Origin of the sequence: Comamonas sp. JNW, assembly GCF_003105075.1 — a bacterium.
Taxonomy (GTDB): domain Bacteria; phylum Pseudomonadota; class Gammaproteobacteria; order Burkholderiales; family Burkholderiaceae_C; genus Comamonas; species Comamonas squillarum.
The window spans coordinates 47,043-70,317 of record NZ_QETI01000017.1; the positions used below are offsets into that span (position 1 = coordinate 47,043).

Annotated in this window: 15 protein-coding genes and 1 riboswitch; of the genes, 10 read left to right on the forward strand and 5 right to left on the reverse strand. The window is 65.3% G+C overall.

Features of this window, described 5'->3' with window-relative positions:
- Positions 1–32: 32 nt before the first annotated feature.
- Together DCO45_RS22810 and DCO45_RS20020 are read right to left on the reverse strand one after the other, a co-directional pair.
- On the reverse strand, positions 33–404 hold the full coding sequence (locus DCO45_RS22810) for a hypothetical protein (protein ID WP_133248224.1): 372 nt from the start codon (positions 402–404) through the stop codon (positions 33–35).
- 121 nt (positions 405–525) lie between these two features.
- Positions 526–1,293, reverse strand: a complete 768-nt coding sequence (locus DCO45_RS20020; RefSeq protein ID WP_116927460.1) for an enoyl-CoA hydratase — start codon at positions 1,291–1,293, stop codon at positions 526–528.
- A 349-nt stretch (positions 1,294–1,642) separates the two neighbouring features.
- Between DCO45_RS20020 and DCO45_RS20025 the strand changes: the two genes are divergently transcribed.
- The 6 genes from DCO45_RS20025 to DCO45_RS20050 all read left to right on the forward strand — a co-directional run bounded on the left by DCO45_RS20025 (position 1,643) and on the right by DCO45_RS20050 (position 14,921).
- On the forward strand, positions 1,643–2,095 hold the full coding sequence (locus tag DCO45_RS20025; RefSeq protein ID WP_232539485.1) for a YjfI family protein: 453 nt from the start codon (positions 1,643–1,645) through the stop codon (positions 2,093–2,095).
- A gap of 40 nt (positions 2,096–2,135) precedes the next feature.
- Positions 2,136–2,840, forward strand: coding sequence for a PspA/IM30 family protein (locus DCO45_RS20030; RefSeq protein ID WP_116927462.1), 705 nt, complete (start codon positions 2,136–2,138; stop codon positions 2,838–2,840).
- A 93-nt stretch (positions 2,841–2,933) separates the two neighbouring features.
- A complete protein-coding gene (locus DCO45_RS20035) occupies positions 2,934–3,617 on the forward strand; it encodes a ubiquinone biosynthesis protein UbiH (protein ID WP_116927463.1) in 684 nt (227 codons plus the stop codon).
- A 78-nt stretch (positions 3,618–3,695) separates the two neighbouring features.
- Positions 3,696–5,786, forward strand: a complete 2,091-nt coding sequence (locus DCO45_RS20040) for a flotillin family protein (protein WP_116927464.1) — start codon at positions 3,696–3,698, stop codon at positions 5,784–5,786.
- 129 nt (positions 5,787–5,915) lie between these two features.
- The gene (locus DCO45_RS20045) at positions 5,916–11,417 is read left to right on the forward strand and encodes a DNA repair ATPase (RefSeq protein ID WP_116927465.1); all 5,502 of its coding nucleotides are present in this window, start codon (positions 5,916–5,918) and stop codon (positions 11,415–11,417) included.
- Positions 11,418–11,552: 135 nt separating this feature from the next.
- Positions 11,553–14,921, forward strand: a complete 3,369-nt coding sequence (locus DCO45_RS20050; RefSeq protein WP_116927497.1) for a mechanosensitive ion channel domain-containing protein — start codon at positions 11,553–11,555, stop codon at positions 14,919–14,921.
- Here DCO45_RS20050 and DCO45_RS20055 read toward each other — a convergent pair.
- Positions 14,918–15,856 (reverse strand): LysR family transcriptional regulator, encoded by a 939-nt coding sequence (locus tag DCO45_RS20055; RefSeq protein ID WP_116927466.1) that lies wholly within the window; start codon positions 15,854–15,856, stop codon positions 14,918–14,920. The genes DCO45_RS20050 and DCO45_RS20055 overlap by 4 nt on opposite strands.
- A 68-nt stretch (positions 15,857–15,924) precedes the next feature.
- Here DCO45_RS20055 and DCO45_RS20060 point away from each other — a divergent pair, with 68 nt between their 5' ends.
- A complete protein-coding gene (locus tag DCO45_RS20060) occupies positions 15,925–16,380 on the forward strand; it encodes a PACE efflux transporter (protein WP_021025337.1) in 456 nt (151 codons plus the stop codon).
- Positions 16,381–16,444: 64 nt separating this feature from the next.
- On the opposite strand, the gene gltS is transcribed toward DCO45_RS20060, so the two are convergent.
- On the reverse strand, positions 16,445–17,683 hold the full coding sequence (gene gltS, locus DCO45_RS20065) for a sodium/glutamate symporter (RefSeq protein ID WP_116927467.1): 1,239 nt from the start codon (positions 17,681–17,683) through the stop codon (positions 16,445–16,447).
- 225 nt (positions 17,684–17,908) lie between these two features.
- Positions 17,909–18,021: riboswitch (S-adenosyl-L-homocysteine riboswitch) on the forward strand.
- A 35-nt stretch (positions 18,022–18,056) separates the two neighbouring features.
- On the opposite strand from gltS, the gene metH reads away from it, so the two are divergent.
- The 3 genes from metH (at position 18,057) to DCO45_RS20080 (ending at position 22,533) form a co-directional block, all read left to right on the forward strand.
- Positions 18,057–20,810 (forward strand): methionine synthase, encoded by a 2,754-nt coding sequence (gene metH, locus DCO45_RS20070; protein ID WP_116927468.1) that lies wholly within the window; start codon positions 18,057–18,059, stop codon positions 20,808–20,810.
- 100 nt (positions 20,811–20,910) lie between these two features.
- The gene (locus DCO45_RS20075; protein WP_116927469.1) at positions 20,911–21,180 is read left to right on the forward strand and encodes a helix-turn-helix transcriptional regulator; all 270 of its coding nucleotides are present in this window, start codon (positions 20,911–20,913) and stop codon (positions 21,178–21,180) included.
- A 42-nt stretch (positions 21,181–21,222) separates the two neighbouring features.
- Positions 21,223–22,533: a type II toxin-antitoxin system HipA family toxin gene (locus DCO45_RS20080; protein WP_116927498.1), complete on the forward strand. Its 1,311-nt coding sequence runs from the start codon at positions 21,223–21,225 to the stop codon at positions 22,531–22,533.
- Between the two features lie 46 nt (positions 22,534–22,579).
- Here the strand turns inward: DCO45_RS20080 and DCO45_RS20085 are convergent, their stop codons facing one another.
- A complete protein-coding gene (locus tag DCO45_RS20085; RefSeq protein WP_133248225.1) occupies positions 22,580–23,185 on the reverse strand; it encodes a hypothetical protein in 606 nt (201 codons plus the stop codon).
- Positions 23,186–23,275: the final 90 nt, after the last annotated feature.

Here is a 23,275-nt window from a genome sequence, read left to right on the forward strand (position 1 = left end):
ATAGAAAAAAATTCTCACGACTTGTGATTCGATTATATCAATCGCCACAAATGCATGAATAGTGTTTCAACAAGTATCCTGGTAAAAAGTAAGTATTTATTAACCACAAAGGGAAATACTATCAACGATCTGCCTGCAAACGTCGTTGGTGAGGTTACAAATTGATGCTTGATTTGGAAGCGATTTTTAACGATCAAATGTAAATATTGCTGCGGCGCATCAAAATTTCCTGTTTCTGGATGATGCTTTTTCTTGGGGGTGTGTTGCCAATCCCATAGAAAAATGACAAGGGATGGCTGGGGCTTGGCAACCACACTGCGCCCTGCAACAGGGGGCCAGCGCTGGGCGTGTGCCATCCGGGCGCGATGGGACATCACCCCTGCGCAGACGGCATGGGCGATCAAGGGGGCGGTAGGGAGAGAAACGGGCCCCGGTTGCGGAGCCCCGGCATCAGCAGGTGATGCCGCCTGCTAGCAAAGCGCAGATAGGCCTGCCCGCTCAAGCGCAGGCAGGCTTGCCCCTGTATCAGTGCTGGCCAAAGCGGGCCATATAGGCCTGGGGCTCACCGGTCTTGAAGGCGTTGGCAAATTCCTGCACGCTGTCTTCGATGGCCTGGTCGACAGATTGCCGCTCCCAAGCGCGCAGCATGCGTTTTTGCTGGCGCAGTGCCTGCGGGCCGTAGCCGGCCAGCTGGTTGGCCAGGCGCTCTACCTCGTCGTCGAGCCGCTGGGGCGGCACCACCTGGTCGAGCAGGCCCCATTGCAACGCCTGTGCGGCGTCAATGTTGTCGCCGGTCAGCAGCAGCCACTGCGTGCGCGCCCCGCCAATCAGCCGGGGCAGCATGGCGGCATGGATCACCGAGGGGATGCCGACCTGGACCTCGGGCATGCCGCACTGCACCCGGTTGCTGGCAATGCGGATATCGCAGGCGCAGGCCAGCTCCAGCCCGCCGCCCAGCGTCCAGCCCGGCAGGCGGGCAATCACCGGCGTGGGGAACTGGCGCGCGCCTTCGCAGACGCGGCGCAGCCGGGTGATGAAGGCAGCGGCATTGTCCGGCGTCAGCGCCCGCATTTCTTTGATATCAGCGCCCGCGACAAAGGCCTTGTCACCGCTGCCGCGCAGCACCAGCACGCGGATGCGCGTGTCCTGCGCCAGCGTATCGAATGCCTGGGCCAGCGCTTCGAGCACCGGCGACGACAGGATATTGAGGCTGCCGGCATGGCGAATCGTCAAGGTGGCAACGCCGTTGTCTTGCAAGGCAGCGTGGGCGTGGTGCAGGTCGATCAAAAGCATGCGGCCATTGTGAAGATGTCACAGGATGGGGCCGGTCCCCACAGAGACAAAACACGGTGACAGCCCGTGAAATAGCCCTGCAGTGCTATGATTTCAAAGGAGAATTTACATATTGAAACTATTACATGTACACATCACATGTAATGGCTGTTATCGTCATCCCATGGATCCAAAAACATCTGCCCACTACCAGCGACTGCACCGCCAACGGCTGCGGGAGCAGGGTTTGGTGAAAAAAGAGGTCTGGGTACTTCCAGAGTACAGCGCGGCCCTGCATTTGCTCGAAAAGCAGATGCGCCAGCCGCAGGCACAACCGGGTTCATTGACCATCCACCGACAGGAGGGGAGCATGGAAAGCAGCAAGCACCACTACCGCAGCATTCAGGCGCTGGCCGACGAGCTGGGCGCATCGGCGCTGGCCCGCGAGGGCAAGTTGCAGATAGAGCTACTGGAGGGGGCCGAGACCAGCGTGCTGGTCACCCTGTCCGATTTTGGCGACCTGCCCGTGCATGTGGCCCTGTCGGGTGAGCAATTGGTGGTCGAGGCCTTTTTGTGGCCCGCCAACCAGGTGCGCGATAGCGCCGGTCTCAATGCGCAAATCCTGCGCCTGCAAAAGCTGTTCCCGTTCACGACGATGGCGCTGGAGCCCCTGACCCGGGGTGGCGAAGGCTATGTGATGTTTGCCGCGATGCGCGCCAACAGCAGCACGGACGACATCCTGGCCGAGATCCTGATCCTGGCCGACAGCGTGATCCAGGCCACCGAGGCGCTGGCCCCCTATCTGACCCTGGCGCAGGTCTGAGCGCAGCCCGTCCCCGACCCCACAGTACAAGGAGAGCATCATGACCGTATGGAACAAGCTGGTGACTGCGCTGCGCGGCGCCGCGCACGAGGCGGGTGAAGCCGTCACCGACAGCCAGGCGCTGCGCATCCTGGACCAGGAAATCCGCGATGCCGACAACGACCTGAATAGCTCCAAGGAAGCGCTGGCCGAGATCATGGCCAAGCAAAAGCTGTCCGCTGGCAAGCTGCAGACCACGCAAGCCAAGATTGCCGAGTACGAAGGCTATGCGATGAAGGCGCTGGAAACCCAGGACGAGGCGCTGGCGCTTGAAGTCGCCGGCAAGGTGGTCCTGCTCGAAACCCAGCGTGACGAGGAAGAGGCCCAGCTGGGCGCCTTCACCCAGAGCGTGGAGCAGCTGCGCGGCGCGATCCAGACTGCGCAGTCCAATATCAAGCGGCTCAAGCAGCAGGCCGACACCGTCAAGGCCACCGAGAGCGTGCAGCGCGCCCAGGCCACGGTAGCGGGCCGCTACACCGGCTCGCAGTCGCGCGTGCAGACGGCGCTCGATTCGCTCGAACGCATCAAGCAAAAGCAGGCCGAGCGCGGCGCCCGCATGGAAAGCGCGGCCGAGCTGGCAAACAGCAGTAGCGAAGACGCGCTCGATGCCAAGCTGCGTGCCGCGGGCATCACCGCCGCTGCCGGTAATGCGCAGTCGGTGCTCGAGCGCCTCAAGGCGCAGCGCGCCAGCACCAAGCAGGGCTGATCGCGCCCGGGCCCCTGGCGGGCCCGACCAGACACACAACAAGTGAGGAGCCGGCGCCACGCCCGCTACCGCACACCGAGAAGAGGGACTGCCATGTCGACCTTTCTGCACTATGCGCTGGGCTTTCCGACCTTCATCTTCGGCGCATTGCTGCTGTGCATGCTGCTGTACTGGCTGATCGCGCTGGTGGGCCTGGTGGAGACCGATTCACTGGACCAATGGCTGCTGTTCGATGGCAGCGACCATGCCCATGGCGTGGAGCATTCGGTCAGCGCGCTCGCCGGCCTGCTGCTCAAGGTGGGCCTGGGCGGCATTCCGGCCACCGTCATCCTGACGGTGTTGCTGCTGCTGTCCTGGCTGGCCTCCTATGTGCTGTGCCATCTGGTGCCGATGCCCGAGGGCTGGACCCTGGTCAACCTCATCATCGGCAGCGCGCTGGCGCTGGCCGCGTTGGTGCTGGGCTTTGCCGCCACCGTGGTGGTGCTGCGGCCGCTGCGCGGCCTGGTGGCGCGCATTGCGCCGCCCGAAACCCCGCAGGTGCTGCTGGGCCGCACAGGCCTGGTGCGCAGCGGCGTTGTCAACGCCACGCAAGGTTACGGCAGCGTCGATGACGGCGGCGGCGGGCTCAATGTGCAGATGCGCTCGCCCGAGCGCGATCTGCCGCGCGGCACCGAGATCGTGCTGATCGAGCACCTGCCTGCGCACAACGCCTGGCGCGTGGTCAGCAAGGCCGAGTTCGACGGCAGCGAGATACCGGGTTTGCACCCACCTGTTTGATAGGAGCGGCTCGCCAGCGCCGGCGCGGCGGGCCCGCATCGCATTTTTTTAGAAATTGATACTGATAGGGAGCTACGCATGAATTGGGGAAATCTGGAGTGGTACATAGTCGCGGGGGTGGTGATCGGCACGGTCTTCATCGTCATCCTGGGCCTGTTTGCGCTGGTCAAGGCCTTCTACATCAAGGTGCCCCAGGGCACGGCCTTGATCATCAATGACACGACCTCGCAGCCCAAGGTGAAGTTCACCGGCGGCATGGTGCTGCCGGTAATCCACAAGAAGGAGTTCATGCGCATCTCGCTGATCACCTTGGAGATTGACCGCCGTGGCAAGGAAGGCCTGATCTGCCGCGACAACATGCGTGCCGACATCACCGTGGCCTTCTACCTGCGCGTCAACGAGACCGCCGCCGACGTGCTCAAGGTGGCCAAGGCCATCGGTGTGGAGCGTGCATCGGAGAAGGGTGCCGTCAATGAGCTGTTCAATGCCAAGTTCTCCGAGGCCTTGAAGACCGTGGGCAAGCAGATCGACTTTGTCAAACTGTTCGAGAACCGCCAAGATTTCCGCGACCAGATCATCCATGTGATCGGCAATGACCTGAACGGCTATGTGCTCGAAGACGTGGCCATCGACTACCTGGAGCAGACCTCCAAGGCCTCGCTGGACCCGAACAACATCCTGGACGCCGAAGGGATTCGCAAGATCACCGAGCTGACGGCCAACCAGAACATCGTCACCAACGAGCTCGAGCGCAATGCCGAGCTGGCCGTGACCAAGAAGAATGTCGAGACCAAGGAAGCGATGCTGGCGCTCGAGCGCCAGCAGGCTGATGCCGAGGCGCGCCAGAAGCGCGAGATCGCCACCATCCAGGCGCGCGAGCAGGCCGAGACCCAGAAGGTGCAGGAAGAAGAGCGCCTCAAGGCCGAGCAGGCCCGTATCCAGACGCAGGAGCAGCTCGACATCCGCGAGGAAAACCGCCAGCGCGAAGTGGCGGTGGCCCAGCAGAACCGCGAGCGCGCGGTGGTGATCGAGATTGAAAAGGTCACCCGCGCCAAGGACCTGGAAGTGGTCTCGCGCCAGCGCGAGGTGGAGCTGCAGCGCATCGAGAAGGAAAAGGCCATCGAGGTCGAGAAGGCCAATATCGCCAATGTGATCCGCGAGCGCGTGGTGGTGGAAAAGGGCGTGGCCCAGGAAGAGGAGCGCATCAAGGAAGTGCGCGTGGTGTCCGAGGCCGAGCGCATGAAGCAGGTCACCGTGCTGACCGCCCAGGCCCAGGCCGAAGAAGACATGGTGCGCCAGGTCAAGAAGGCCGAGGCCGACGAGTCGGCATCGCGCCACAAGGCCGTCGAGGTGACCACCTTGGCCCAGGCCGAGCTGGAAGCGGCCGGCAAGACCGCCGAAGCCAAGAAGAAGATGGCCGAGGCCATCGAGGTCGAGCGCGCAGCGCCGGGCCTGGCGGACGCCAAGGTGCGCGAAGTGACGGCAGCGGCCATTGAGCGCGAGGGCATGGTGCAGGCCAAGATCATTGCCGAAAAGCTGATCGCCCAGGCGCGCGGCGAAGAGGAAAAGGGCCTGGCCGAAGTGCGCGTGATCGAGGCGCAGGCCGATGCCAACGAAAAGCTGGGCCTGGCCGATGCCAAGGTGCTCGAAGAGCGTCTGATGGCACAGGCCCGTGGTGAAGCCCAGGTGGGCAACACCAAGGCAGTGGTGACCCGCGATGTCGGCCAGTCCGAAGCCGATGTGCTGCGCGACAAGCTGTTTGCCGAGGCCAAGGGTCTGACCGAAAAGTTCACGGCGCTCGCGTCGCTGTCCGACCAGGCCCGCTCGCACGAAGAGTTCCGCATGCAGCTGGAGAAGAACTTCGAGCAGGCGCTGGCTGCGATCGAGGCGAACAAGACCGTGGCGCAGGAGCAGGCCGAGGTGCTGTCGGCCGCGCTGTCCAAGGCCAATATCGACATCGTCGGCGGCGGTGGCGACTTCTTCAACAACTTTGCCAAGGCGCTGTCGGTGGGCAAGGCGGTCGAGGGTGTCTCGGCCAAGAGCCCCATCGTGCAGGAGCTGCTGCAAAAGTTCATCGGCGGCAAGGGCCTGCCCACGGATGCACTGAGCAACCTGCTGGGCGGCGGCCAGGACAAGAAGAGCCTGCCGCCATCGGCGGCCGAATCCTGAGTCCAGGCCTTGGCCTAGCCCGCCTGGCCCGGCGGCGCCCTGTGCGCCGCTGGGCGGGCCACTCCCATCGCAGGCCCCAGCACCCGTGCTGGCCGGCCTTGCCCCACCGCATTCTCTGCCGCTCTAGCCATGTCCACTATCCCCACCAACCACCCACCGGACCGCTCTGCCGTTGACGACGCCGTCGCCAGCGGCGGCTCCTATGAAGTGCTGGCCAAGCGGCTCGATGCCCAGGGCCAGGCGCTGGAGACGCTGGCGCGCGAACTCAACGAAGCGCGGCTGGAGGAGTTTGGCCGCAGCCAGATGGAGGTCATCGCCCGCATGCGGGTGCGCACCGAAAACAACTGCCTGGGCCGCGACATCGCCCAGGTCGGCGGCTTTTTGCTGTTTGGCTACAACGTGTTCATGGGCCTCAAGCAGGAGACGCGCATCGAGGATGTGTTTGCGCTCTACCGCCTGCACGAGGGCGAGCAGGGCTACGAAGTCACGCCGGTCGAGCTCAAGGACAGCTTCCTGGGCATCCAGAGCTTTGTGCAGGATTTCCAGGAGCTCTACGCCTACTACAAGCACACCAAGCTGATGCAGCTGGCGGTGCGGGATGGCAAGCTGCTGGCCAGCTTCCAGATCGGCGAGCGCCTGGGCGATGTGCGGGTGTTCCGCTGGTCGGTCTCGCCCGATGGCCAGCAGATCCGTTACATCGACAACCGGGGCGAGCGCGACATCGAGCTGCCTGCCCCCCATGATTTTGAGTGGCAGCGCGCCGGCCGCGAGCACCTGGTGCAGGGCCGCCACCCGCACATCAATATCTTGGACAAGGTGTTTGTCGAGACGCTTGACGGCGACCTGACGATCAAGGTCGAGAACAACACCAATGACGGCCTGGGCATCTACCGCGAGCCGGTGCAGGAGAAGAACCAGTCGCTCGATGACGCGGTGTTTGAATACGCGGCCGTCGGCAGCCTGGTGTTGCTCAAGATCCTGCCCTACCGTGAGGACCAGTGGCGTTACCTGGTCTACAACACCTTGTCGCGCCAGGTGCTGCGCATGGATGCGATTGGCGCGGCCTGCATCCAGCTGCCCCAGGACCACGGCATCATCTTCCCCGGTGGCTACTATCTGCAAAACGGCGAACACCGCGCCTTCGAGCAGAACATGCAGGGCATGCGCTACCGCCGCAGCATCCGCTCGCCCAATGGCGAGGATGTGCTCTATGTGTTCTACGAGCCCGAGAGCGGGCGCATGGCGCTGTTCAAGTACAACCTGATCGAGCGGGCGCTGCAGCCGCCCCTGATCGGCCACGGCTATGCGCGCATGGACGATGGCCGCATTGTCATCTTTGCTGCCGAGAGCAATGAGGCCTCGCGCGTGCACCCGATGCAGCTGTGGCGCACGCCCTTTGCGTCGGACGACTATGCCGCGCGCCAGCCGCAAAAGGACAGCGTGCTGGGCCGCATCGGCAATGCCGAGCTGGTCAGCGGCATCTCCGACCTGTACAGCGTGCGCAAGGAGATTGCCGCCACCGAGGTCTCGCTGCCGCGCTATGAGCGGCTGATCGACACGGCGCGGCGCCTCTTTGAGCGCTACCACTGGCTCAGCAGCCCGGGCATGCAGGCGCTGCATGAGAACCTTTTGGGCATTGTCGCCACCGGCGACGCGGTGCTCGACGAGTACGAAAAGGTCGAGAGCATCCGCCAGGCCTCGGCCAAGGCCATGGGCGAGGTCAGCAGCCGCCATGCGCAGCTGCTCAAGCAGATTCGCCTGTCCGACGGCGACAGCATCGATGCCTATGTGGGGGCGCTGACCGATCTGGCCGCATTGCGCGGCCAGCTGCTGGCCACGCGCGAGCTGCGCTATGTGGATGCCGCAGCGATCGAGGCCATGGTGCAGACGGCCGAGGAGGCCCAGGCTGAAGTCTCGCAGCGCACGGCCGGCTTTATCGCCACCGACGCGGCCATGCAGCCCTATGTGGAGCAGCTGCAGGCGCTGGACCAGCAGGCCCAGGCAGCGACCACGGTGGTGCAGCTGGCCGAGCCGCTGGCGCAGATGGCCCAGATGTCGGCCGCGCTCGATCTGCTGTCCGAGCTGATGGGCAGCCTCAAGATTGACGACGCCACCCAGCGCACGGCGGTGGTGGACCGCATCTCGTCCATCTACGCCCGCTTGAACCAGGTGCGCGCGCGCGCCGAGCAGCGCAAATCCGGCCTGGGCAGCGCCGAGAACCTGGCCCAGTTTGCCGCGCAGCTGGCGCTGTTCTCGCAAAGCATCGTCAGCGGCCTGAACCTGGCCCAGACGCCCGAGAAATGCGATGAGCAGCTCGCGCGCCTCCTGGTGCAGCTCGAAGACATCGAGAGCCAGTTTGGCGAGCATGCGCAGTTTCTCTCGGACATCATCGCCAAGCGCGAAGAGGTGCTGGAGACTTTCGAGGCGCGCAAGCAGTCCTTGCAGGACGAGCGCCAGCGCCGCGCCCAGGGCGTGCTCGATGCCGCGCTGCGCATTGTGCAAGGCCTGCCCAAGCGCACCGAAAAGATCGCCAGCCCAGAGGCACTGCACGCGTTCTTTGCCGGCGACCCGCTCATTGCCAAGCTCAAGGAATTGGCCGGGCGCCTGCGCGGCGAGTTGCAGGACCCCGTCAAGGCCGATGACATCGACAGCCGCATCAAGTCGCTGCGCGACCAGGCCTTCCGCGCGCTGCAGGACCGAACCGACCTGTACGAGGGCGATGGCAAGCTGATCCGCCTGGGCCGCCACCGTTTCTCGGTGGGCAACCAGGACCTGGACCTGACCTTGCTGCCGCGCGACGGCCAGCTCTACCTGCACCTGGTGGGCACCGAGTACTTCGAGCCGGTGGACAATGCAGAGCTGGCCGGCCTGCAGGCCTACTGGGATGCCTCGTCGCCGGCCGAATCGGCCGAGATGTACCGGGGCGAGTACCTGGCGCTGGAGGTGGTGCAGGCCGTGCGTGCCGGGCGCGAAGGCTGGAGCCAGGACCGCCTGCGCCAGCTCCTGCCCGATGGCGAGGCGCTGACCCAGGCGATCCGCGAGTTTTCTGCGCCGCGCTACCGCGACGGCTATGAGCGCGGCATCCACGACCATGATGCGGCCGTCATATTGCAGGCGCTGGTGCCGCTGGCCGATGGCGCCGGGGTGCTGCGCCATGCGCCGCAGGCACGCAGCCTGGCGCTCTTGTTCTGGAGCCAGCAGGCCCATATCCAGCAGCCCCAGCTGGCCAGCAGCATTGCACGCTGGCCCGAGCGCGCGCAGCAGGCCCAGGCCATGCAGCAGCTGCTGGGTAGCGAGGCCGAGCGCCTGGCGCTGCAGACCGACATCATGGCCCAGCTGCGCGCCTTTGCGCAGGACCAGGGCCTGCTCGATGCGCTGCTGCGCGCCGACCCGGCCAGCCCCTTGCTGGCAGCGGCAGCGCCCGATGCGGGAGAGTGGGACAGCGAGACTGACAACCTGCTGCGCGCCGCCGCCGATTACCTGCAGGCCGAGCTGGCGCACAAGGCGCTGCGCTTCCATTTCTCGGGCGCCAGCCAGGCGGTGGTGGCCGCGCTGCAGCAGGCGCTCAAGGCCGGCCCCAAGGAAGGCCTGCACTGGGCCGATCTGCAGCGCTACTGGGCGGGCGGCGAGGCCGGCCAGGCCAGCCGCGAGCGCGGCGCCGCACCGCTGGCCCAGCGCTGGCGCAGCGCGCTGCACTGGCTGCAGACAGTGGCCCAGGCCGCCCCCGAGGCCGAGCGTGCCGCCTGGCTGCCTTACTGCAGCGAAGCGGCCGCCTGGCTGGTCTGCCAGGGCGAGCTGCCGCACCAGGTCAGCAATGTGGATCTGCGCTGCGAGGTGCTGGGCCTGCTGGGCCAGCATGGCCGGGTGGATGCCGGCCGCATGTCCATCCAGCTCGACGAGCTGACCACGCGTGCGGCGCGCCACTACCGCCGCTATCTGCCGCAGTGGGAGCGCTACCAGGCGCTGCGCCAGCAGCTGCTGGGCGAGTACCGCGCGCGCTTCCGGCTCGAGGAGTTCAAGGCCCGGCCGCTGTCGTCCTTTGTGCGCAACCGGCTCATCAACGAGATCTACCTGCCGGTGATTGGCGACAACCTGGCCAAGCAGATCGGCGTCGTGGGCGAGAACAAGCGCACCGACCAGATGGGCCTGCTGATGATGATCTCGCCGCCCGGCTACGGCAAGACCACCTTGATGGAGTACGTGGCCAACCGCCTGGGTCTCATCTTCATGAAGATCAACGGCCCGGCGCTGGGCCACTCGGTGCGCTCGCTCGACCCGGCCCAGGCGCCCGATGCGACGGCGGCCAAGGAGCTCGAAAAGCTCAACCTCGCGCTGGAGATGGCCAACAACGTGATGCTGTATATCGACGATATCCAGCACACGCATCCGGAGTTCTTGCAGAAGTTCATCTCGCTGTCCGATGGCACGCGCCGCATCGAAGGGGTGTGGAGGGGCCAGACCAAGACCCATGACATGCGCGGCAAGCGCTTTTGCGTGGTCATGTCCGGCAACCCCTATACCGAGTCGGGCGAGGTCTTCAAGATCCCCGACATGCTGGCCAACCGCGCCGACATCTACAACCTGGGCGATGTGCTGGGCGGCATGGATGAGGTCTTCAAGCTCAGCTATATCGAAAACAGCATGACCTCGAACGCGGTGCTCGCGCCGATGGCCACGCGCAGCCTGCAGGATCTGTACCTGCTGCTCGACCGGGTGCAGGGCAAGGAGGTGTCGGCCAATGCGCTGTCGCACGACTATGCGGCCGCCGAGCTGCGCGAGATGGAGGCGGTGCTCCAGCGCATGCTGCAGGTGCGCGAGCTGGTGTTTAAGGTCAACCAGCAGTACATCCACAGCGCCGCGCAGGACGACAGCTACCGCACGGAGCCGCCTTTCAAGCTGCAGGGCAGCTACCGCAACATGAACAAGCTCGCCGAGAAGATCACCCCGGTGATGAACGATGCCGAGATGGCGCAGATGCTGAGCGACCATTACCAGGGCGAGGCGCAGATGCTGACCGGCGGCGCCGAGGAGAACCTGCTCAAGCTCGCCGAGCTGCGCGGCAGCGCCGATGCGCAGGCCCAGGCGCGCTGGGCCGAGATCAAGGCCCAGTTCCAGCGCCAGCAGGCCGCAGGTGGCGCCAATGCCGATGCGGCCACCCGCGTGACGACCCAGCTGGTCGACCTGGTCGCCGCTACGCGTGCGATGGCCCAGGCACAGCAGGACCGCCACCAGGGTGACAGCGCCGCGCAAGAGGGCCTGCAGCGCATGCTGGCGCAGTGGGGCCAGGCGCAAACGGCCGTGGGCCAGTCGCTCGACGGCATTCGCCAGGCGGTGCTGGACAGCGCGCCGGCGCCGCAGCCCGCGCGCCACGCTGATGCACCGCCGCTGGACCTGGCCGTGCAGCAGCTGGGCCAGCTGGTGCTGCAGTCGCTGCAGCCGGTGGTCGAGCACCTGGACCAGAGCCGGCGCCAGCAGCTGGGGCTGCACCGCGTGCTGATGCAGGTCGCCACCCGCATGCAAGAGCAGATCGACCAGCAGCGCGCCGGCCGCCAGCCGCTGCAGGCCACCTTGCAGGCCGACGATATCGACAAAGCCTTTGACCGCATGCAGGATAGCCGGCCACCGCGCTGAGCATCCCAGCGTCCCTGGCAACTGCAGCCACTACCGCCGCGGCCACCGCCAGGGACGTTGAAAGCATTGTTATCAGGTGCAAGCAGCGCCCTTGTCCTAGCCTCCGGGGAGGGCGCATACCGATACACTGTGCCGATGCGAGCCTCCCCCCTCTCTTTCTCTGCCCGCCAGGGTCTGCCACGCTGGTGGTTGCCGGCCCTGTGGCTGCTGCTGTGCGCATGCCTGCTGCCCTCGGCAGCGACGGCACAGTCGCTGACCTCGCTGGCGGGCCTGGGGGGCAGTTCATCGAGCAGCAGCGATGAAGAGCGCGCCATCCAGGCGCAGCGCGAGGCCACCACCACGGCCGAGCAGGAGGCCGATGCGCTGACCCAGTCGCTCGAGCGCCTGCGCAGCCGCGTGCAGACCCCCGCGGGCGCGCCCCCCGCACCGCTGAGTGACCAGGAGCTGGGCCAGATACAGACGCGCTGGGAAGAGCGTGTACCCGCCAATGCCAGCCAGGAAGTGCTGGAAAAGCTACTGACCGACGAGCGCGAGGCGATTGCCGCGCTCAAGGCCGGCATCGAGAAATCGGCGGCCGAACAGGCCAACCTGGTGGCCCAGCCCGGCAATGGCCGCAGCGACCTGGCCAGCCTGCAGCAGCGCGTGCAGGAGACCGCGACGCCGGTGACGGCCGAGCCGGGAGAGTCGAAGGCGCTGACCCAGGCGCGCCAGCAGCGCCGCAGCGCCGAGCACCGCCGCGCCACGCAGGAGCTGGCACTGCGCCAGGAAGAGCAATCGACGATCGAGACCCGCCAGCGCCTGCTCGATGTGCAACTGCAGACCCAGCGCCGCGAGCTGCTCGAGCGCACGCCGCGCGTGGCTTGGCTCAACCAGCGCATTGCCGACCGCGCCCGCCAGCAGCTCGAGCAGCAGGTGCAGCAAACGCAGGCGGCCGAGAACGACACGGCCGAGGCCTCGGCCGCCGTGCGCGAGCTGGCGCAGCAAAACAGCGCGCTGGCCGCCCAGATCCTGGCGCACAACGACCGCCTGGTCAAAGAGCGCCAGGACCTGGCGAGCGACGAATACCGCCAAAGCCAGCTGGCCTCGGCCTTGCGCGACACGCAGGCGCGCCTGCGCCTGGGCGGCAGCGCCTCGGTGGGCCAGTGGCTGTGGAAGCAGCGCGTGGCGCTGCCCACCGTCAACACCATCCAGTCGCGCCGCAAGGCCACGTTGCGGCAGCTGGCCGAGCTGCGGCTGGCGCTGTTCAATGCCAGCGAGCGGCGCTTCAGCCTCAACGGCACGGCCACGGGTGGCGGCAACTCGGGCATGACTACGCGCGGCAGTGCCCAGAGCACAGCCTTGTGGACCAAGCAGGCCGCGCTGATTGACCAGCTCCAGCCCTTGCTGCTGCGGCGCATTGCGGTGCTGGAGCAGACCGATGCGGCGCTGCAATCGACCTTGAACAGCGGCAACGCGCTGCGCCAGGTGATGGACAAGGAGCTGCTGTGGTTCCCCAGCCATCTGGCGATGGGCGGCGCCTGGCTGGACGAATGGCGCTCGGTGCTGCGCAGCTCGGACGGTGCGCCCCTGGAGCAGGGCGCGAGCGCCTCGCCCTGGAACACCGCGCGGGCGCTGGGCGCGAGCATGCTGCGCAACCTCTGGATCTATGCCGGTATCTTTGCCGGCGTGCTGCTGCTGCTGGGCCTGCGCCGCTATGCCTTGCAAAAGCTGCAGGCGATTGCCACGCAGGTGGACAATTTCTCGCAGGACCACTTTGGCCTGACCTTGATGGCGCTGGGCTGGAGCCTGCTGTATGCGCTGCCCTGGAGCTTTGCCACGGCCGCCCTGGGCACCTTGCTGCAATCGACGGCAGCGCCGGTGGCGCTCGAGCCGCTGGGCCAGGCGCTCGAGCAGCTGAGTGCCTTTGTCTTTGTCGTGACCCTGCTCAACGTGCTGTTCCGCCCCTGCGGGCTGGCGGTGGCGCATTTTGGCTGGCCGCGCGAGCGCGTGCAGGTGCTGCGCCAGATGGTGCTGCGCGCCACCTGGCTGATCGTGCCCATCGATCTGCTGGGCGGCCTGGCCTTCTTCAGCCACGATGATTCGGCGATCAGCACCTGGGGCCGCATGTGCCTGCTGGTGCTGACCCTGGGCCTGGGCTGGATGGCCTTGCGCTACCTGCGTCAAAGCCTGCGCAAGCAGCGCCCGGGCCTGCGCTGGAGCCAGGTGGTGAGCGTGGCCGTGCTGCTGGTGCTGGCCGTGACCCTGGTGGGCATCGGGCTGGGCTATGTCTACACCGCCACCGAGGTGATCCAGGCGTTGCTGAGCAGCTTTGTGTTCCTGGCGGCGGCCGAGGTGCTGGTCAGCCTGCTGCGGCGCTGGCTGCTGCTGGGCGAGCGCCGCCTGGCGCTCAACCGCCTGCGCGCCGCTGCGCTGCAGCGCCAGGCGGCCAATGCGGCAGCGGCTGCCGATGCCGCCACTGGCAGCCCCGCCCCGGCCAACAACAATGCCGCCGATGAGCAAAGCCAGATGGCGCTGGTCACCGTCAGCACGCAGGCACACCGCCTGCTGGGCCTGCTGCAGCGGGTGCTGGTGGCGCTGAGCCTGGTGTACGCCTGGTCGCCGGTGCTGCCAGCGCTGCTGCGCTTTGAGGGCGTGGTGCTGTGGTACACCACCAATACCGAGGCCAGTGGCATTGCGCGCCCCGCGCCGGTGAGCCTGATGGACCTGCTGGTGGGTGCGCTGATCTTGCTGATGACCTTCAGCCTGACGCGCAACCTGCCCGGCCTGGTCGAGGTGGTGTTCTCCGGCACGCGCCGGGTCAGCAGCTCGGACCGCTACACGATGGCGACCCTGGCGCGCTACGGCATCACGATTGCCGGCACGGTCAGCGCGCTGTCCTTGCTGGGCCTGCGCTGGAGCCAGCTGCAGTGGATGGCCGCCGCGCTGACCGTGGGTCTGGGTTTTGGCCTGCAGGAGATTTTTGCCAACTTTGTCTCGGGCCTGATTCTGCTGGTCGAGCGGCCCTTCCGGGTCGGCGATGTGATCACCATCAACCAGCACACCGGCACCGTCACCCGCATCCGCACGCGCGCCACCACGGTGCTGGATTTCGACAACCAGGAAATCGTCATCCCGAACAAGACCTTCATCACCGGCCAGGTGACCAACTGGACCTTGAGCGACGATGTGACGCGCCTGATCATCGATGTCTCGGTTGCGCACGGCAGCGACCCGGGCGAGGTGCAGCGCATGCTGCTGGCCATTGCGGCCGAGCACCCCAAGGTGCTGCGCGAGCCCGAGGCCAACTGCTGGTTCATGGCGCTCGAAGGCCAGGGCCAGAAGTTCGAGCTGCGCGTCTATGTGGGTGCGGTGGATGACCGCCTGCCGGTGCGCAACGACCTCAACCGCAGCATCAACGCGCGGCTGAAGGCAGCCGGCATTGCGGTGGCCTTCCCGCAGATGGACATCCATGTGCGCGACCTGCCGCCCGCCCCCGCTGCGCCGCAAGAAGCCCCGGGCGCTTAAGGTGTTTGGGAGGCTGCCTGCACCAGCGCCACAAAGCGCTTGGCGGCCAGGCCCATCGGGTGCTCCTTGGACCAGACCACATCCACATAGAGCTGGGCGCCATTGCTGAGGTTGGCAAACTCCATCGCCACCAGAGCGCCCGACTGCAGCAGCGGTGCCACCAGCGGCTGGGGCAGCCAGCCCCAGCCAATGCCGGCGCTGACCATCTGCAAGGCAGCCACATGGTTGTCGGTGCGCCAGACATCGCGGGCGTAGACCAGGCGCTCATGGTCCAGCGACCAGTCGCGGCTGGCAACGATGATCTGGCGCGTATTGGTCAGGTGGTGCTCGCGCAGCTGGGGCCGGGCGGCCTCGCCGGGCGCAGGCGCCTGGACCAGCGCCTGCATCAGCGGGTGGCTGGGGGCGATGACGGCCAGCAAGGTCTCGGTCGCCACTTCCTGAAAACCTTCGCGGCCGTCCAGGCTCGGCCGCTCAAAGACCAGTGCCAGCTGCGCGCGGCCGCTGTGCAGCATGGTCAGCGCATCGGCCTGGGGGGCCGTGAGCACCTCGACGGCCAGCTGCGGGTACTCCTGCGCCAGCGCGGCCAGTGGCGCAGCCCAGGGGGCTGAGAGCAGCTCCGGCGCCATCACCAGGCTCAGCCGCGATTCCAGCCCTTGCTCCAGCGCCAGCGCATGGGCGTTGAGCTGCTGCAGCTGCGCGGCCAGCAGGCGCGCCTGCGGCTCCAGCGCCAATGCGGCGGGCAGCGGTCGGGGCTCGCGCCCTTCGCGGGCAAACAGCGGCATCTGCAGCTCGGCCTCGAGCTGGGCGATCTGCATGCTGACGGCCGAGGGCACCTTGCCCAGCGCCCGGGCTGCGGCCGAGAAGCTGCCATGGTCGAGCACGGCCAACAGGGTCTGGATCGTGTCGGAGTCAAAGGGGGCGAAGGCACTGCGCATTGATGTATCAATTTTTCTGAAAGATTCTGACTTATGTTATCAGTTCATGACACATAAGATAGCGCCCCATGTCAGTTCAAAAAATACACAACAGCCCTTGGTCGCTGCAGGGGCCGATGCGGCGCGTGGTCTATGTGGCCCTGTACGAGGCCATCGCCATCGTGGCCGCCACGGCAGGCCTGTCGGCTCTGTCGGGCCAGGGCGCTGCGCACTCCGGTGTCGTAGCCGCCGCCTCGTCGGCCATCGCCATTCTGTGGAACGTGGTCTGGAACCACCTGTTCGAGCGCTGGGAAGCCACCCAGCCCACCCGTGGGCGCGGCCTGGGCCGCCGCATTGCGCATGCGCTGGGCATGGAAGGCGGTCTCGTCTTCATGCTCGTGCCGCTGTTTGCCTGGTGGTTCGAGGTCAGCCTCTGGGATGCGCTGGTGATGGACATCGGCCTGCTGCTGTTCTTCCTGGTCTACACCTTTGTCTTCAACTGGTCGTTTGACCGCCTGTTTGGCCTGCCGCAATCGGCACAGTAGGGTCGGAAAGCACAACGGGGCGCCGTGTTACCACTGGCGCCCCGTTGCTGTTAATGGCTGTGCTTTAGCGCAACCAGGCAATCATCAGCTGCAGCACAAAGGCATTGATGATGTCGATAAAGAACGCACCTACCAGCGGCACGATCAGGAAGGCCTTGTGCGAGGGCCCGTACTGGCTGGTGATGGCCTGCATATTGGCCACAGCCGTGGGCGTGGCGCCCATGCCAAAGCCGCAGTGGCCGGCGGCCAGCACGGCGGCGTCGTAGTTGCGACCCATCGTGCGGAAGGTGATGAAGACGGCAAACAGCGCCAGCGCCACGGTCTGCACCGCCAGGATGAGCATCAGCGGCCCGGCCAGCTCGGCCAGCTCCCAGAGCTTGAGTGACAGCAGCGCAATGGCCAGGTAGATCGACAGGCCGGCGTTGCCAAAAACATCGATGGCACGGTCAAACACCTTGAAGCCAAAGCCGTAGTCGAGCACATTGCGGATCACCACGCCGCCGCCCAGCGCCCAGACAAAGGTGGGCAGCTGCAGCATCGTGCCCTGGGTGGCGCTGGTCATGAACTCGGCAAAGGCCAGGCAGCCGGCAAACAGCGCCAGGGTCTCGATGGCGGCCTCGGCGGTGATCAGGCGCGGGGCGGTATTGGGCGTCTCGAAATTGGCGACCTGGCTGCTGTCGTTGCCTGGGGTGTGCTCACTCACTTCCTTTTCAGCCAGCGTGCGTGGCTGGGCCAGCTGGTGGCGCGTGATCAGGCGCTTGGCCAGAGGGCCGCCCAGCAGGCCGCCGATGACCAGGCCAAAGGTCGCGCAGGCAATGCCCAGCGCGGTGGCGCCGCTCAGGCCGTATTGGTTCTCCAGCACCGAGCCCCAGGCGCCAGCGGTGCCGTGGCCGCCCAGCAAGGTGATCGAGCCCGCGACCAGGCCAATGAGCGGATCCAGCCCCAGCAAGGTGGCCAAGCCCACGCCGACACCGTTTTGCACAAAGATAAAGGCGACGATGACGCCCAGAAACACCACCAGGCCCATGCCGCCTTCGCGCAGCTTGGCAAAGTTGGCGCTCAGCCCGATCGACGAGAAGAACACCAGCATGAAGCTGGTCTGCATGCCAGTGGCAAAGGCCAGGGTCAGGCCGGTGGCCTGGTGCAGCGCAAAGATAAGGGCGGCCACCACCAGGCCGCCGGAGACGGGCTCGGGGATGTTGAAGTCGCGCAGGAAGCGGATGTGCCGCGTCAGCCACTTGCCCAGCAAGAGCACGAGGACGGCAAAGATCAGGGTGTAGTAAGCACTGAAACTCAGATGCAAGGGAATTCTCCTCAAAAAGCAGGCCTGGACCTGTTTGAAAACAGAAAGCCGGTGTTGCCTATGGGTTGGCGTTGTTTGCCGGCAAAGCGCTGCAATATGGGTGAATGCCGAAGCATCGTCTGATTGAATAGGTCTATAACCAACAATGGTGAATGGTGTTTGTGGCTATGGACAAGCCCCTCTGCCTGTGCTTTGGCGCCCGGCCTGGCTTAAAATGCAGGGCCTTGTTCCAAGGAGCGCTGCAGCAGGCCGGTGGTACCCCCATCGCAGGCCTGTCAGGCTTGGGGCAGGTCGACGGGCATGCCGCGCATGGCCCGCATCAACGGCGCTCACCTGTTCTGTCTCTGTTTTCTGGTTTTCACAGGTGAGCCCCATGTCCGCGTCTGCTGCCCCCGTTTCCGTTCCTCCCATGCGCCTGTCGGGCCTGGAGCCCGTGTTTGTTGGCGAGGACAGCCTGTTTGTCAACGTCGGTGAACGCACCAACGTGACGGGCTCCAAGGCCTTTGCGCGCCTGATCCTGAACGAGCAGTACGAAGAGGCGCTGGCCGTTGCGCGCCAGCAGGTGGAAAACGGCGCCCAGGTGATCGATGTGAACATGGACGAGGCCATGCTCGACAGCAAGGCCGCGATGGTGCGTTTTCTGAACCTGATCGCCTCCGAGCCCGATATCGCCCGCGTGCCCATCATGGTCGACAGCTCCAAATGGGAGGTGATCGAGGCGGGGCTGCGCTGCATCCAGGGCAAGGGCATCGTCAACTCCATCTCGATGAAAGAGGGCGTGGACGAGTTCAAAGCGCATGCGCGCCTGGTCAAGCGCTATGGCGCCGCCGCCGTGGTCATGGCCTTTGACGAAAAAGGCCAGGCCGATACCTACGAGCGCAAGATCGAGATCTGCGAGCGCGCCTACCGCATCCTGGTTGACGAGGTCGGTTTCCCGCCCGAGGACATCATCTTCGACCCCAACATCTTTGCCGTGGCCACCGGCATCGAAGAGCACAACAACTACGGCGTGGACTTCATCGAGGCGACGCGCTGGATCAAGCAGAACCTGCCCGGCGCCAAGGTGAGCGGCGGCGTATCGAACGTGTCGTTCTCGTTCCGCGGCAACGACCCGGTGCGCGAGGCGATCCACACGGTGTTCCTGTACCACGCAATCCAGGCGGGCATGGACATGGGCATCGTCAACGCCGGCATGGTCGGCGTCTATGACGACCTCGAGCCGGTGCTGCGCGAGCGCGTCGAAGACGTGGTGCTCAACCGCCGCCCCGACGCCGGCGAGCGCCTGGTCGAAGTGGCCGACAGCGCCAAGAGCGGCGCCAAGGACGACAGCAAGAAGCTCGAATGGCGCGGCACGCCAGACAGCCCCAAGACCGTCAACGAGCGCCTGTCGCATGCACTGGTGCATGGCATCACCGACTTCATCACCGAAGATACCGAAGAGGCTTACCAGACCATCGTCATGCAAGGCGGCGGGCGCCCGCTGCATGTGATCGAAGGGCCGCTGATGGACGGCATGAACATCGTCGGCGACCTGTTTGGCGCCGGCAAGATGTTCCTGCCCCAGGTGGTCAAGTCGGCCCGCGTGATGAAGCAGGCCGTGGCCCACCTGGTGCCCTATATCGAAGAGGAAAAGCGCCAGCAGGAAGCGGCGGGCGTGGACGTGTCGAGCAAGGGCAAGATCGTCATCGCCACCGTCAAGGGCGATGTGCATGACATCGGCAAGAACATCGTCACCGTGGTGCTGCAGTGCAATAACTTCGAGGTCATCAATATGGGCGTGATGGTGCCCTGCCACGAGATCCTGGCCCGTGCCAAGGCCGAGGGCGCGGACATCATTGGCCTGTCGGGCCTGATCACGCCCAGCCTCGAAGAGATGCAGTATGTGGCCGGCGAGATGCACAAGGACGACTATTTCCGCATCAAGAAAATTCCGCTGCTGATTGGCGGCGCCACCTGCTCGCGCGTGCACACGGCGGTGAAGATTGCGCCCAAGTACGAAGGCCCGGTGCTTTACGTGCCTGATGCTTCGCGCAGCGTGAGCGTGGCCCAGAGCCTGCTGGGTGAGAACAAGGACCGCTACCTGCAAGAGGTGGAGGCCGACTACGACAAGGTGCGCACCCAGCACGCCAACAAGAAGAAAACGCCGCTGTGGACCCTGGCCCAGGCCCGCGCCAATGCCACCCCGGTGGATTTTGCCGCGCACCCGCCCGTCACGCCCCGCGTGCTGGGCCGCCGCGTGTTCAAGAACTTTGACCTGGCCGAGATCGCCCAGTACATCGACTGGGGTCCATTCTTCCAGACCTGGGACCTGGCCGGCCCGTACCCCGCCATCCTCGACGATGAGGTGGTCGGTGTGGAGGCGCGCAAGGTGCTGGCTGATGCCCAGGCCATGCTCAAGAAGATCATCGAAGGCCGCTGGCTGCAGGCCAATGGCGTGATGGGCCTGTTCCCCGCCAACCGCGTGGGCGACGACATCGTGTTCTACACCGACGAGTCGCGCAGCACCGAGCTGCTGACCTGGTACGGCATGCGCCAGCAAACCGAGAAGCAGGCGGTGGACAACGTGATGCGCCCCAGCCGCTGCCTGGCCGACTTTGTGGCCCCCAAGGAATCGGGCATCGGCGACTACGCCGGCCTGTTTGCCGTCACGGCTGGCATTGGCGCCGAGAAAAAGGACAAGGAATTTGAAGCCGCACTGGACGACTACAGCGGCATCATGTTCAAGGCCCTGGCCGACCGCCTGGCCGAAGCCTTTGCCGAATGCCTGCACCTGCGCGTGCGCCAAGACCTGTGGGGCTATGCCGCCGATGAGCAGCTGAGCAACGAGGAACTCATCAAGGAAAAATACCAGGGCGTGCGCCCCGCCCCCGGCTACCCCGCCTGCCCGGACCACACCGCCAAGATCGACCTGTTCAAGGCGCTGGATGCCGCCGATATCGGCATGCACCTCACCGAGAGCCTGGCCATGTTCCCCGCCTCCAGCGTCAGTGGCTTCTACCTGGGCTACCCCGAAGCCGTCTACTTCAATGTCGGCGAAATCGGCGAGGACCAGCTGGCCGATATGGCCCAGCGCCGGGGCATGGACATCGAGGTCCTGCGCCGCGCGCTGGCGCCGAATCTGGCGTAAATACAATCCTTAGGTTGTAAAACGGAAATACAGCCTATATTTTGTAAATTACAAATACAGCGTATAGTGTGTTTTTCTGCTGCTTGCAGAGGAGCGCGCCATGGACGAATTCACCGTACGCACGACGGCACAGCTGCCGACGCTGCTCAAAGCCTTTCGCAAGACGGCCAAGCTGACCCAGGCGGATGTGGCCACGCGTCTGGGGGTCACCCAGCAGACGGTCTCGGCCATGGAGCGCAATGCCGAGTCGGTCAGCGCTGAACGCTTGATGAAGCTGATGGGCATCCTGGGCGTGGATCTGGTATTGCGCGCCCGCCCGGCCACGTCTCCGGACACCGGCCGTGAACTGCAGACACTGGATAGCTGGTAAGCCATGCGCAGCGTTGGCCATAACAAAGCCCTGGGCCTGTGGATGAACGGCCACCGTGTCGGGACATGGCGCGTAGAGGCGGGTAGCGATGTTTTGCAGTACGACGACGCCTGGGTGCGTGATGTGGCTCTGCGCCGGCCCTTGTCCTTGTCACTGCCCTTCACACCGGGAAATGGTCCGCACAAAGGCGAGGCGGTGCGCTTTTATTTCCAGAACCTGCTGCCGGACAACGAGCAGATTTTGGAGCGCATCGCGCGCCGCTACAAAGTAGGCGCTACAGACCCCAATGCGCTGTTGCGGGAAATTGGCAGAGACTGCGTTGGCGCCTTGCAGATCCTGCCCGCTGGTGAGGCGCCCCCCGAAGAACCGGAAATGCAGTACGAGGTGCTGAGCGAGGCGGACGTGGCGCGCCTGGTTCGCGCCGTGGTGAACCCGACGCAGTCTGGCGATGGCGGTCTGGATGACGACGATTTCCGGATCTCGATTGCCGGGGCGCAGGAGAAAACCGCGCTGCTTTACTGGGCCGGCCAATGGTGCAGACCCCTGGGTGCAACACCGACTTCACACATCCTGAAATTGCCGCTGGGTCTGATTGGCAATATGCAGATCGACATGCGCCACTCGGTAGAGAACGAATGGCTGTGTTCGAAGCTGGTGGCCGCCTTTGGGATTCCGATTGCGCCCTGCGACGTGCTGCGCTTTGAAGACCAGAAGGTGTTGGCCGTTGAACGCTTTGACCGGAGCGTATGGAAGGAGAAGGTCCTGGTACGGATCCCGCAGGAGGACATGTGCCAGGCCAGTGGTGTCTCGCCCATTCTCAAATACGAGAGTGATGGCGGGCCCGGCGTCGATACCATCATGGACTTGCTGGCGAGATCCAAAAGTCCGGGGACAGACCGGTTCCAGTTCTTTATGGCACAGCTGTTGTTTTGGATGCTGTGTGCCACTGACGGCCATGCCAAGAACTTCAGCATCTTTTTGCGGCCCCAGGGCGTGTTCGAGATGACGCCGCTGTATGACGTGCTCTCGGCCTACCCCATTTGGGGAGCCGGGCCTGGCAAGTTGTCGCCCCACAAGGCGCGCATGGCCATAGCCGTGCGTTCCAAAAATGCGCACTGGAACATGAACAAGATCATGCGCTGCCACTGGGAGGCTGTGGGCGAGCGCTATGGCATCCGCTCGCCCCAAGGCTTGGATGTGCGAGCAATCATCGACCAAGTGGTGGAGATGACACCGGACGTGATTGCCCGCGCCGAAAAGCAACTACCCCCTGACTTTCCGCAGAGCGTGTCAACGGCCATATTCCAAGGCCTGCAAGACGCCGCGAACCGCCTGGGCAGGGTGCATGACTGAGCTGCGGTGTTGATCCAGGACAGCGCTCGCCCCAAGGCTTCACAGCTCAACCCGCCAAGATCCCCTCCAGATTTGCCCGCAGCGCCGTAGCGCGCTCCGTCACCCGCGGCAGCGCTGCTTGGGCGATCGATTGCGCCAGTAACGCCTCACCCAACACGACGGCGACCCGGGCCCAGGTGAGCAGGTGGGCGGGGTGCATATCCTTGTCCTGCGCCGCCAGCCGGGCGGCGGCCAGGAACGACGCGGGGTAGGCGCTGAAAGGGGCAAAAAAGGCCTGGGACTGCCGCTGCCATTCCGACACTACAAAGGCCACTGATTCGGCCGCCTCCTGTGCGCTGGTGCCATAGGCAAACTCGGCATCTGCGGCGTTGCGAAAGCCGGCGATGACCGAGCCGCGCCAGGTGCAGTCATGGTCGCGCATCGCCGGCGGCGCGGGCATGGCGCCACCGGCCACATCGCCCAGCGCCAGCAGATGGGCGCCCAGGTTGACCTGGAACACCGCGCTGCGCGGGCGGTGCTGGACCTCAACGACATGCACCACGCCACCGTCCAGCACACGCCGGGCGATATCGCCCTGGCGGACAAAGCCGGCGGCCACAAGTTGCGGGAAGAACTGCGCACGCAATTCGCTGGTGGTGGTTTTGCGGTCCATGGTGGGTGGTTCTTGGGGGATGGGGCGGCAGGTGCAGACATCGGGTGTGCCGCGCACCCTTGCTTATAAAGCCTTTTGAGCGTTTTGGGC

Coding starts and splice junctions, on each gene's coding strand:
- DCO45_RS20020 (WP_116927460.1), bottom strand. CDS start 1,293: ATGCTTTTGATCGACCTGCACCACGCCCACGCTGCCTTGCAAGACAAC.
- DCO45_RS20025 (WP_232539485.1), top strand. CDS start 1,643: ATGGAAAGCAGCAAGCACCACTACCGCAGCATTCAGGCGCTGGCCGAC.
- DCO45_RS20030 (WP_116927462.1), top strand. CDS start 2,136: ATGACCGTATGGAACAAGCTGGTGACTGCGCTGCGCGGCGCCGCGCAC.
- DCO45_RS20035 (WP_116927463.1), top strand. CDS start 2,934: ATGTCGACCTTTCTGCACTATGCGCTGGGCTTTCCGACCTTCATCTTC.
- DCO45_RS20040 (WP_116927464.1), top strand. CDS start 3,696: ATGAATTGGGGAAATCTGGAGTGGTACATAGTCGCGGGGGTGGTGATC.
- DCO45_RS20045 (WP_116927465.1), top strand. CDS start 5,916: ATGTCCACTATCCCCACCAACCACCCACCGGACCGCTCTGCCGTTGAC.
- DCO45_RS20050 (WP_116927497.1), top strand. CDS start 11,553: ATGCGAGCCTCCCCCCTCTCTTTCTCTGCCCGCCAGGGTCTGCCACGC.
- DCO45_RS20055 (WP_116927466.1), bottom strand. CDS start 15,856: ATGCGCAGTGCCTTCGCCCCCTTTGACTCCGACACGATCCAGACCCTG.
- DCO45_RS20060 (WP_021025337.1), top strand. CDS start 15,925: ATGTCAGTTCAAAAAATACACAACAGCCCTTGGTCGCTGCAGGGGCCG.
- metH (WP_116927468.1), top strand. CDS start 18,057: ATGTCCGCGTCTGCTGCCCCCGTTTCCGTTCCTCCCATGCGCCTGTCG.
- DCO45_RS20075 (WP_116927469.1), top strand. CDS start 20,911: ATGGACGAATTCACCGTACGCACGACGGCACAGCTGCCGACGCTGCTC.
- DCO45_RS20080 (WP_116927498.1), top strand. CDS start 21,223: ATGAACGGCCACCGTGTCGGGACATGGCGCGTAGAGGCGGGTAGCGAT.
- DCO45_RS20085 (WP_133248225.1), bottom strand. CDS start 23,185: ATGGACCGCAAAACCACCACCAGCGAATTGCGTGCGCAGTTCTTCCCG.